The organism is Streptomyces sp. NPDC044061, from assembly GCF_056434305.1.
In genome coordinates this window covers 101,478-112,283 of sequence record NZ_JBWKFL010000003.1, presented here as the reverse complement: position 1 = coordinate 112,283, position 10,806 = coordinate 101,478, and the positions used below count along the sequence as shown (strand labels likewise).

Genomic DNA, 10,806 nt, shown 5'->3' with positions numbered 1-10,806 from the left:
AGGTGGTTTTTTAGGGGGGGAGAGAGAGGGAGCCCAATTCTCAACCACCCCCTCGCCGGGTGGCGGGGGGGGAGAAAAACGGGGGGGGGTGTGTGCCCCCCCCCCCCCCCCCCCCCCCCCCCCACGCGCGTACCGCACGCTCAGCCGACGCGGTGCCCGGCCGCGTCCTCGCGGGTGTAGAACCGGTAGAAGAACACGACGAAGGTGACCACCGCGATCGCCAGCGACATGCCGATCGACCTGAGGACCGACTCGCCGGTCTGGCTGTACAGGAACCCGAACCCGCAGCCGAAGAACGCGGCCCAGGACAGCGCCCGCACTTCGCGCCGCATACGTGGGGCCAGGGTCAGGAGGGCCATGAGCACCACCGCGAACACGATCGCCGTGACGAAGCCGAACAGCACGTTCCAGCCGGTGACGGGACCGCCGGAACGGCGGTTGGCCGCGGCCCAGTAGCCGTAGACCAGGCCCAGCACGACCGGCACGGCCAGCCGGGCCATGCGGTGGGTGCGGGCGTCGAAGACGTCGGGCGCGGGGCCGCTGGTCACGGCCGCACGGGCGTGTCGGGGCGTGCCGCCGGACGTGGGTGCCGCTTGAGCCATGAGAGCACTCCTTCCTCTCCTCGCCCCCGCTCTCCAGGGCACACCTGGGGGGACGGCCTGGCAAGTCGGCCAGGAGAGTGACGAGTGCCCGGATGCGGCCGATCTGTTCCCGTGTTTCGCTGAAGGACATGAAGGACCGCCCGTCGTGACGGACAGGGAGTACCGGCGCGAGCGGCAGTCGCCGCGCGTCCGCGGGCGGAGCCTCGCACCCGTGCTGCCCCTGCTGCTGCTCGTGGGCATCGCGCTCGTGGACTTCAACACCACCGAGCGGTTCCGGATCGTCTCCTGGATCGTGCTGGTACCCGGCACCGCCTCCGCGATCTGCGGGGTGGGGACGACGGCCATGTACGGCGTGCTGTCGCTGGTGACGTACGTCGTCGTGGACAACGCCTGGCCGGGCGAGTACCAGGCCGGCCTGGCCGACTTCGTCCTGGTCGCCCTCGGTGGCGCGCTGGCCACGCTGGCCTCCGCCGTACGGGTGCGCCGCGAGCGGCAGATGCTGCACATGCGGGACATCGCCGAGACCACCCGGCGTACCGTGCTGCGCCCGCTGCCGCCGTACTGGGCGGGCCTGGAGCAGGCGGGCGTGTACCTCGCCGCCGACGTCGACGCGCGGGTCGGCGGCGACTTCTACGACATCCAGCCGGGTCCGCACGGCACCCGGGTCCTCGTCGGGGACGTGCAGGGCAAGGGCCTGGGCGCGGTGGAGGCCGCGGCCGCGCTGCTCGGCACCTTCCGGGAGGCGGGCTACCACGAGGCGGACCTCCTGACTGTCGCCGAGCGGCTGGAGGTGCGCATGTACCGGCACCGCAGGCACACCACCGCCCTCGGCCAGGGCGAGGGCGACCGCTTCGCCACCGCGGTCCTGCTCGGCTTCCACGAGGAGGACCCGGACACGGTCGAGCTCGTCAACTTCGGCCACGAACCCCCGCTCGCCGTCGGCCCGCACGGCATCCGCGCCCTGCCGAGCGGCGACAGCCTGCCCCTCGGGTGCGGCGACCTCGTGGACGACGGCCCGCAGCTGCACCGGGTGCCGCTGGACCGCGAGGAGACCCTGCTGCTGGTGACCGACGGGGTGACCGAGGCCCGGGACGGCGCGGGGGAGTTCTACCCGCTGGCCCGGGAGGTGGAGCGGGCGGTCGCGGCCGACCCGGGCCGGACCGAGCCGCGCCGGCTGGTGCGCCGGGTCCGCGACGGCGTGCTCAGGCACAGCGGCGGCCGCCTGGACGACGACACCACGGTCTTCGCCGTGCGGTGGGCGGGTCGCGAAGCCCCCGTAGGGGGACGTTTGCAGTCCTGAGAAGCGCCTTTGCAGCAGCAGCGGTTACGGTGCTCGCTGTAGGGCGATCCACAGGGGAGGGACGATGCCCGGAACCGTGCTGCTGCTCGCGGCCTCGCCGCTGGGCCGGGGACGTCTGGTGGACGCGGCCGGTGTGCTGCCCGTGCTGGCCGCCGTCGCCCCCGCCGTACTGTCGGGCACCGACACCGCGAACGTGGTGGAACTCGCCGACCCGCTGGAGCCGCAGGCCGTGCTCACCCGGCTGCGCGCCGCCGCGGCCGCCCCCGGACCGCTCACCGTGTACGTCACCGGGCAACTGCACCTGGACCGCCGTCAGCAGCTGCCCCACCTCGCCCTGGCCCGCACCACCCCGGCCACCGTCCGCTACACGGCCTTCCCGTGGCACTGGATCAGGGAGGAGCTGCGGCTGCGCCCGGCGGGCACCACGGCGCTCTTCGTCGACCTGCACACGGACGCGGAGTCCTGGCAGCACCTCGCGCGGCGCCCCCTCGACTCGGGCCGCACCGCCGACGTCTACGGCCGGGTGGCGCCCCCCTCCGGCCGGCGGGGCCTGGCCGAGCCGTCGTACATGAAGGCGCTGGCGACGCTGCTGCGCAGCGGGCACCGGCCGCCTCTGGAACAGCTCCACCAGCAGGCCCTGGCCCGGATCGCGGACGAGGCGGCGACGAACATGCTGCTCACCGCGCAGCCCCGCGCCACCGGCGATCCCCACGCCGCCATCAGCGCGGCCGTCCGGGCCGGGCGGCATGCCGACGCCGACGCTCTCGCCGCACGGCACGAGCAGGCCGCCGTGCGCGCGCACGGGCCCGCCTCCGACGACGCCCTGCACTGGGCCGAGGTGCGGGCCGACCTCGCGATGTTCGCGGGGGACGCCGCGCGCAGCTGCCGGGCCTGGCTGGGCGTGGCCGGGGTGCGGCTGGCGGCGGGCCAGACCCCGGACGCGCCCGCCGTGGAGGCGGCCGCGGACCGGGCGCACCACCAGTGGGGGCGCATCGACGACGCGGCGCGGGCCCGTGAACTCGGGCCCGCGCTCGCGGAGTTGAGGCTGCGGGTGCCGGGCCGCCGGCAGGGCGCGCTGGAGAACGTCCAGCGGCACCTGCGGCAGCTCCAGGCCCAGTAGCGGCCTCAGTTGGTGAAGGTGAAGTACTTCCAGGGGCCGTACGTCGTGGAGTTCACCGTGTCGCCCGACAGGTCGTTGATGTAGTCGGAGCGCATCCGGAAACGCCAGCCGACGTCCTCACCATGGTTGCCGGTCACCTGGACCCTGGAGACGCCGTCGGAGCCGAGCGGGAAGTACTGCGAGTCCCCGTCGTACCACTTGCCCTGGTAGTAGACCTGGAAGTCGAAGCGCTGCCGGCGGCCCGGGAAGTACGACATCTTCGTCGAGAACATCGGGTTCTTGTTCTTGTGGAAGAAGTAGTAGGTGTGGCCCCACGCGCTCTTCGCCTTGTAGTGGTTGCTCACCGACGTGGACACGCTCACCTTGGCGCCGACCGTGCTGGAGGCCGACCGGGGCTGGTAGCGGGAGTCGCCCGCGAACTTCGCGGTGACCTTGGTGTCCCGCTTCAGGTCCAGGGTGACCGAAAGGTTGCCGTCGGAGTTGACCTTGCCGGACTTCACCAGCTTGTTCGGCCTGTCGGAGCCGAACGGGTCGGCCCAGAACTCCACCGTGCGGTTCTTGTACGTCGTGCCGAGGTGGGCCGTGAACTTCACGTCCTTGCCGTACGAGTACACCTTGCCGTTGTTGTTGATCGTCAGCGTCGGCTTGGCGCGGGAGACGTCGACGGTGTCGGAGGCCTTCGCGGAGGTGTGCTGGACGTCGCCCGCGTACGTCACCGTGTACTTGACCTTGCCGCCGGCCGGCGGGGTGTCGGTGAAGGAGAACTTGCCGCCGCTGCCGAGGGACTTGGTGCCGAGCGACTTGCCGTCCGGCGAGTCCAGGTCGGTGCGCGTGACCTGCACGGGCGTCCCGGCGGGCAGCGGGAGCGTCGCGGTGAGCGTGCCCTTGACGGTGAGCGACTTGGCGCGGGTGGCGGTGGCCGGGGGCGTCCACCGTCACCACCGGCCTGGACTTGGTGGAGTCCGTCAGGACGCGCAGCGTGTACACGCTGTTGTAGTTGTGGGTGAGTGCGAACAGCCGGCCCGCGCCCGCGCCGGGCTCCCAGGCCAGGTTGGCCTTGTCCAGCTCGTCGTAGCCGCTGATGTCGTCGGTGTCGGGCCAGGTGTACTCGCGGACCGGGGTCGTGGTGCCCGGGTTGAACATGTACAGCGACGGGTCGTACGGGGCGTCGGTGCCCGCGGCGATCGTGCCGTCGGCCGCGATGGCGATCGAGCTGGGGTGGTACTCGGTGGTGTAGCCGCTCAGCTGGGTCAGGTCCGAGGTCTGCCACACGCGGTGCTGGTTGCCGGGGTTGGCCGTGATCAGACGGCTTCCGTCGGGCGTGAGGGCGAGGTCGGAGGTGGAGCCGAGGTTGCCGCCCGGGCCGCCGTAGCGGGCGGTGCGGGCGGCGCTGCCGGTGGCGACGTCGTACACGGCGAGCCAGGAGTTGTAGTACTCCGGAGCCGCGGCGGCCAGCGTGTCCGGGGCGCCGGGCGTGGCGGCGAGCAGCGGGGCGCCGGGGTAGTCGGTGTCCGGGTCCTGGTCCAGGGCGAGCACCGGCTCGGCGGCCGAGAGGTCCAGTGAACCGATGTGGCCGTGCTCGGTGGTGCCGTAGCCGAACCACAGCTTGCCGCCGGCCAGGGCGAGGTGGGCCGGGTCCGTTCCGTCGCCGGTCGCGTACCGGGTGGACTCCTTCACCGTAGTCGTGTCGATGGCCACGATCGCGTCCGCGCCCGGCGAGGCCGCGTACACCGTGCCCGAGTCGGCGGACAGCTGCAGGCCGGTGACGCCGGGCAGGGAGGCCACCGAGCCGACGACGGTGCCGCTGTAGTCGGTGGCCACGACCTTGCCCTGGTACGGGTCGCTGACGAAGACCCGCTGGTGGACGCCGTCCACCACGATGTCGCCCGCCGACTTGATCGGCAGGATCCTGGTGGAGTCGGCGAACGCCGGAGTGGCGGTGAGAGCCGCCGAGCTGAAGAGGACCGCCAGGGTGGTGGCAGCCGTGAGTGTGCGCATAGGCACGCTGATTCGAACCCCCCGGAACGAATGAAGAGATTGAGAGCCACGCACACGGCTGTCGTGTGAGTCCCCTGTGGGCCGTGTGTGGCGAGTGAGTGAAGACTAGGCCGGAAGACTAGGTCATGCCACTGACAAAAAGGCGAGCGCCCCCGAGACCAGCGTGCGCACACCCGGGACGACCGTGGACAGATCGGGAGCGAAGTGGGGGCTGTGGTTGCTCGGGACCGCCGAGAACTTCTCCGGGAGGGTCTCGCCGGGGGCCTGCTCCCACACCTCGGCGGGGGTGGTCGTCACGAACCAGTACGAGTACGGGATCGAGCCGAGCGCCAGCTGCGGGAAGTCCTCGCTGCCCATCGCCGGGCCGGGGTCGAAGACCGTGCCCGCGCCGAACACCTCGCCGTGCACGGCGGCCACCGTGGCGTCGGTGCCCGCGTCGTTGACGGTCACCGGGAAGGTGTTGCCGATGGTGATGTCGGGCTCGCGCGGGCAGCCGGCGGCCAGGCACTCGCCCCGCGCGATGCGCCGGATCGCGGCCAGCATCCGCGTCCGCACCTCCTCGGACTGGGTGCGCAGGTTCAGCGCGACGTGCGCCTCGGACGGGATGATGTTGTGCCTGGTGCCCGCCTCGATACGGCCCACGGTCAGCACAGCGGGTTCACGGGCGGCAAGCTCCCGGGAGACGACCGTCTGCAGCCGGGTGACCAGGTAGGCGGCGGTCACCACCGGGTCGACGGTGGACTCCGGCCGTGAGCCGTGGCCGCCCCGGCCGTGCACGACGATGTCCACGTCGGTCGACGCCGACATGATCAGGCCCGGTGCGTGCGGGTACAGCCCCGCCGGGCCCGGGGCCGCGTGCTGCCCGAGCAGCACGTCCGGGCGCCCGAAGCGCTCGTACAGCCCGTCCGCGACCATGCGGGCCGCGCCCTGCCCGGTCTCCTCGGCGGGCTGGCCCACGACGAGCAGGGTGCCGTTCCAGGTCTCCCGCCCCGCCGCCAGCGCCCCCGCCGCGCCCGTCAGCCAGGTGACGTGCAGATCGTGTCCGCAGGCGTGCATCACCCCGTCCGCCTCCGAGGCGTACGGCAGCCCGGTCTCCTCCCGCACCGGCAGGGCGTCCATGTCGGCGCGCAGCAGCACGGTCGGCCCGTCGCCGTTGCGCAGCACTCCCGCGACACCGGTGCCGCCGACGCCCTCGGCCGTCTCGAAGCCGGCCGCCCGGAGCCGGCCGGCGAGCCTTCCGGCGGTGCGGTGCTCGCGCAGGGACAGCTCGGGGTGGCGGTGCAGGTCGCGGTAGAAGTCCTCGAGGTCCGGGACCGGAAGCCCGGCGGTGAGGTCCAGAGCGGTGCGCGCTGCGGCTGAGGTCACGAGGGCAAGCGTAGGCCAGGGCGGTTGCCCTGGGGGCCTGTTGTTCTGCCGGTGTGGTTGCCCTGGGGGCCTGTTGTCCGGTCCGGGTGGTTGCCCCGGGGGCCTGCTGTCCGGCCGGGGCAGCGGCCCGCAGGTCCTCGGCCGTCAGCGACGACGACAGCCCGATGCCCTCGGCCCCGAGCGCCTCGGCGCCCCGCTGCCCCCGGTCGATCACGTGCGGGCCTCGTCCGCCCGGGTGCCGAGGCCCCGCAGCTCCGCCGTCGACAGCACGGTCCGGGATGCCGCTCATCTCCGGACCGGCCGACACCTCCGTCCCGGACGGCACCGGCGGGACCGTCCGCCGTGGCCGGGCCCCCGGCGGGGCAGGGGGGAGTGTCCCGCCGGGGGCGGCGTGTGCCGGGTGGCGTGGGTTCGACCCGGACGTGTGCTGACGGAAGGGGCCGTCAGGGCTGGGTGTGCCGGACGCTCGGGGGGACCGGTGCGGTGTCCGCGGCCCGGGCCGGGCCCGCGTTCGCCGCCGTGATCAGGGCCGCCACGGCCAGCACCGCTGCCGCCACGCCTCGCCAGTACCGTGCGCCGGGGCGTCCGTAGGGTGCGGATGTACGACCATGCACGGCGACCTCGCAACGACAAGCGGCGTGTTAAGCATGCTTAATCCGCCGTTTAACCTAGGGGCTGTGGGACACGAACGGCAAGAGGTCCCAGGGGAGTTGGGGGGAGCGGACGGATGCGGGAACGGGACGACCCGGAGGTCATCGGGCGGCGCGTACAGCAACTGCGCACGGAACGCGGACTGACCCAGAAACAGCTGGCCGAGCCCGCCTACACACCCGCCTACATCTCCACCCTGGAGGCGGGTCGGGTGCGCGCCTCCGACGAGGCGCTCAGGCACATCGCCGGGCGCCTCGACATCACCTTCGAGGAGCTGGCCGTCGGCCGGCCAGCCCACCTCGCCACCGGCCTCAGACTGCGGCTCACCGAGGCCCAGCGCGCCCTCGCCGACGGCAAGGCGGAGGAGGCGGCCGCGCAGTACGCCACGCTGCTCGCGGAGGCGGAGGCCCACGGGCTTCCCTGCGAGCAGGCCACCGCCCTGCTGGGGCTGGGCGAATGCGCCCTGGAGACGGGTGAGCTGACGCGGGCGCGCGACCACTTCGAGCGGGCGGAGGACCGTCTGGCGGGCGAGTCCCTGCCCTCCCGGGTCCCGGCCGTCCGCGGCCGCGCGGTCTCCCACTATCTCGCCGGTGAACTCCGGTACGCCGTCTACCTCCTGGAGTCCACCCTCGACGAACTCAACCGCGGCGGCCTGCACGACCCCGACGCCCTGCTGCTCCTCTACGCCAGCGCCATCGGCCCCTACATGGACATGGGCGCCCACGCCCGCGCCGCCCAGGCAGCCGAGTTCGCCCTCGCTCTCGCCCCGCAGGCCGCCGACCCGGCGCTGATCGCCCGCATGCACCGGTCGGTCGCCCGCACCCTGCTCGCCGAGGGCCGGGTCGCCGAGGCGGACGCCTCCCTAGCCAAGGCGGCCGAGCTCTACCGCCAGCTCCAGCTGCGCACCGAACTCGCCAACTGCCACTGGATGCGCGGCTACGTGTGCGCGCAGGACGGCGAACTGGACCGCGCCGAGTCCGAGCTGCGCCAGGCCCTCACCATGCTCTCGGAGACCCGGGCCTCCCTCTACCGCAGCCAGGCGGCCGTGGAACTCGCCGACGTGCTGCACCGGCGCGGAAAGTCCGCGGAGGCCGCCGACCTTCTCAACGGCGTCCTCGGGGACCTCTCCTCCGAACGCGGCGCGGTCCACGCGGCCGCCGCCCACCGTCTCCTCGGCATCATCGCCGAGGACGCACGCGACACCGAGGCCGCCGAGGAGCACTACGTCCGCGCCCTCAGCCTGCTGGAACGCGCCGGCGCGGCCGGCGACCTGGCCGACCTGTGCCGCCTCCTCGGTGACCTGCTGCGCCGCACCGGGCGGGTGGAGGCGGCCCTGGACGCCTACCGCACCGGCCTCGGCCACCGCACGGCCCCCGGCACCACGACCCTGGGCCCGGCCCCGGCACAGCCGCCGCTGTGAGGACCCGCCGGTGCGTGTCCCGGTCACACCTGCGCCCGGCCCTGTCTGCGTACCTCCGCCAGGCGCAGCGCACCGATCTGGACGGCCGCCTGCGTGGCGTCGTTCGGCACGTCGCCCAGACCGGCGTTGGTGAAGGCGAAGGCGTCCTCGCCGACGCGGACGGCGGCCACGTCCATCGCGAGGACGACCTGCTGGTCGTCGGGCGTCGTGGTGGCGACGGTGATGTGCAGTCCCTGGCGTACGTCCCCGACGTCCGGCAGCGGTGCCTCCACGACCTGGACGTCCTCGAGGAGGCCGGTCTCCGTGGTGGCCGTGAACCGCGCGCACTGCACCGGCATGGTCCTCAGCCACGCCAGTGCGGCGTCCACGTCCGACGGGCGGCGGGCGCCGATCTGGTAGCGGATCTGGGCGTCGGCGTCGGGGTCGTCGAGGCCGACGGTGACACGGGCGGGGGCGCCGAGGAGCTCGTCGGAGTAGAGGGCGTCGAGCAGGTGCTGGCACTCCCCGGCCGTGGTGGTCGCCTTCAGCAGTCCGTCCCGCCAGGTGGCCGCCCCGCGCGTCGCGGACCAGGGGGCGCCGAGGTCGGACTCCGTGATGAGCGCGGTCCGGGCCTGATCGTCGGTGAGCGTGGACCCGTCGGCCCGGGCCGACGCCTTCGGCGAGGGGGTGGACGGGTCGACGGTCGGCAGGGGCTGGTGCGCGGTAGGCGGGTGCTCCAGGCCCAGGGCGGCGCAGCCGGTGACAGTGAGGAGGCCGACGGCGAGAGCGGCGAGGGGCAGGGCGCGGGGGCGTATCGCAGCGGTCATCGGGGTGCCTCCTGGGCGGGCCGGTGGGGGTGCCTCCTCTCACGGCACCATCGGCCGGACCCGCCCACCAGCGCTCCGGGCCGTCCGGGTGAGGGCGGGGAAAAGCCGTGGTCCCCGGCCCCGGGGCGTTGCTACGGTCGGCCCATGCAGCAGCGCGCCCAGCAGTGCCCGCAGAGCACGACGACGCCGGTGACCGTCCCGGCGCGCTGACACCTGAGCCAGTCCGAAGCCCCGGGGCGAACGCCCCGGGGTTCTCGCGTGCGCCGGGGTGTCCGCCTCCCGCAGTGAGGAGACCCCCGATGAACGACCGACTGCCCGACCACCGCCGCCTCGGCCGCGAGCTCGGCCTGTTCGGCACCGACCCGCTGATGGGCGCGGGCCTGCCCTACTGGCTCCCGGACGGGGCCGTCGTACGGCACACCCTGGAGGAGTACGTCCGGGAGGCGGAACGCGCCGCCGGCTACCGGCACGTGTACTCGCCGGCGCTCGGCAAGCGCGAGCTGTACGAGATCTCCGGGCACTGGCGGCACTACGGCGACGACATGTACCCGCCGATGAGCCTGGGCGGCGAGGAGTCGGAGGAGTCGGAGGAGGCCGTCCTGCGCCCCAGCCTCTGCCCCCACCACGCCCTGATCTACCGCTCGCGCTCCCACAGCTACCGCGAACTGCCCCTGCGGATCGCCGAACTGGGCACCATGTACCGGGCGGAGCTGTCCGGGGTGCTCGGCGGTCTGACCCGTGTGCGGGCCATCCAGCTCAACGACGCTCATATCTTCTGCACCCTCGACCAGGCCGTCGAGGAGGCCCGTGCCGCCCTGGAGCTGATCGCCCGCGCCTACGCCGACCTCGGCATCGAGGCCGCACGCCACCGTCTCTCGCTGCCCGGCGAGGGCGGCAAGTACGTCGCCGACCCCGCGCTGTGGCGCCGGGCCACCGCACTGCTGAAGGAGGTGCTCGCCGAGGCCGGGGTGGAGTACGAGGAGGCGGCGGGCGAGGCCGCCTTCTACGGCCCCAAGATCGACGTACAGATCGCGGACCCGGCGGGCCGCGAGTCCACCCTGTCGACCGTGCAGATCGACTTCCATCAGCCCGCCCGCTTCGACCTGCACTACATCGGCGCCGACGGCGCCCGGCACCGCCCGGTGATGGTGCACCGCAGCGTCATCGGCAGCGTGGAGCGTGCCGTGGCCCACCTCGTCGAGGCGCATGCCGGGGCCTTCCCGGCCTGGCTGGCCCCGGTGCAGCTGGTCGTGCTGCCGGTCGCCGAGGAGCAGGTGGAGCGGGCGGCGGCGGTGGTCCGCGAGGCCGCCTCCCTCGGCCTGCGCGCCGAGGTCGCCGCCCCGGGGCAGGGCACCCTGGCCGCCCGTGTCCGCGCGGCCCGCCTGGTGCCGTACCAGGCGGTGATCGGCGAGCGGGAGGCCGGGTCCGGCCTCGCGGCCCTGCGGCTGCGGGACGGACGCCGCCCCGGGCCCCTGCCCGTGCCCGAACTGCTGCGGCGTGTTGCCGGGCGGGTGGCGGCACGAGGCACCGCGCTGTGGCCCTGA

General features: G+C 73.7%; 8 protein-coding genes and 1 pseudogene. 5 read left to right on the top strand and 4 right to left on the bottom strand.

Annotated features, from left to right (window positions below; all coding sequences use genetic code 11):
* Positions 1-140: 140 nt before the first annotated feature.
* Entirely contained in the window at positions 141-602 is a 462-nt protein-coding gene (locus tag AC07CM_RS05325) for a hypothetical protein (protein ID WP_478875001.1), read from the bottom strand.
* 145 nt (positions 603-747) lie between these two features.
* Here AC07CM_RS05325 and AC07CM_RS05320 point away from each other — a divergent pair, with 145 nt between their 5' ends.
* Both AC07CM_RS05320 and AC07CM_RS05315 read left to right on the top strand, forming a co-directional pair.
* A complete protein-coding gene (locus AC07CM_RS05320) occupies positions 748-1,902 on the top strand; it encodes a PP2C family protein-serine/threonine phosphatase (RefSeq protein ID WP_478875000.1) in 1,155 nt (384 codons plus the stop codon).
* Between the two features lie 64 nt (positions 1,903-1,966).
* Complete coding sequence (locus tag AC07CM_RS05315) at positions 1,967-3,022, top strand: hypothetical protein (protein WP_478874999.1); 1,056 nt, start codon at positions 1,967-1,969, stop codon at positions 3,020-3,022.
* A gap of 5 nt (positions 3,023-3,027) precedes the next feature.
* On the opposite strand, the pseudogene AC07CM_RS05310 reads toward AC07CM_RS05315, so the two are convergent.
* Positions 3,028-4,921: pseudogene (locus tag AC07CM_RS05310) on the bottom strand (NHL repeat-containing protein).
* Here AC07CM_RS05310 and AC07CM_RS05305 point away from each other — a divergent pair.
* Positions 4,836-5,054, top strand: coding sequence for a hypothetical protein (locus AC07CM_RS05305; RefSeq protein ID WP_478875339.1), 219 nt, complete (start codon positions 4,836-4,838; stop codon positions 5,052-5,054). The pseudogene AC07CM_RS05310 and the gene AC07CM_RS05305 sit on opposite strands and share 86 nt — an antisense overlap.
* Positions 5,055-5,143: 89 nt before the next feature.
* Here AC07CM_RS05305 and AC07CM_RS05300 read toward each other — a convergent pair whose 3' ends face one another.
* The gene (locus AC07CM_RS05300; protein WP_478874998.1) at positions 5,144-6,385 is read right to left on the bottom strand and encodes an amidohydrolase; all 1,242 of its coding nucleotides are present in this window, start codon (positions 6,383-6,385) and stop codon (positions 5,144-5,146) included.
* Positions 6,386-7,112: 727 nt separating this feature from the next.
* On the opposite strand from AC07CM_RS05300, the gene AC07CM_RS05295 reads away from it, so the two are divergent.
* Complete coding sequence (locus AC07CM_RS05295; protein ID WP_478874997.1) at positions 7,113-8,456, top strand: helix-turn-helix domain-containing protein; 1,344 nt, start codon at positions 7,113-7,115, stop codon at positions 8,454-8,456.
* 23 nt (positions 8,457-8,479) lie between these two features.
* On the opposite strand, the gene AC07CM_RS05290 is transcribed toward AC07CM_RS05295, so the two are convergent.
* Entirely contained in the window at positions 8,480-9,262 is a 783-nt protein-coding gene (locus tag AC07CM_RS05290) for a hypothetical protein (protein WP_478874996.1), read from the bottom strand.
* A 299-nt stretch (positions 9,263-9,561) separates the two neighbouring features.
* Between AC07CM_RS05290 and thrS the strand changes: the two genes are divergently transcribed.
* Complete coding sequence (gene thrS / locus AC07CM_RS05285; protein ID WP_478874995.1) at positions 9,562-10,806, top strand: threonine--tRNA ligase; 1,245 nt, start codon at positions 9,562-9,564, stop codon at positions 10,804-10,806.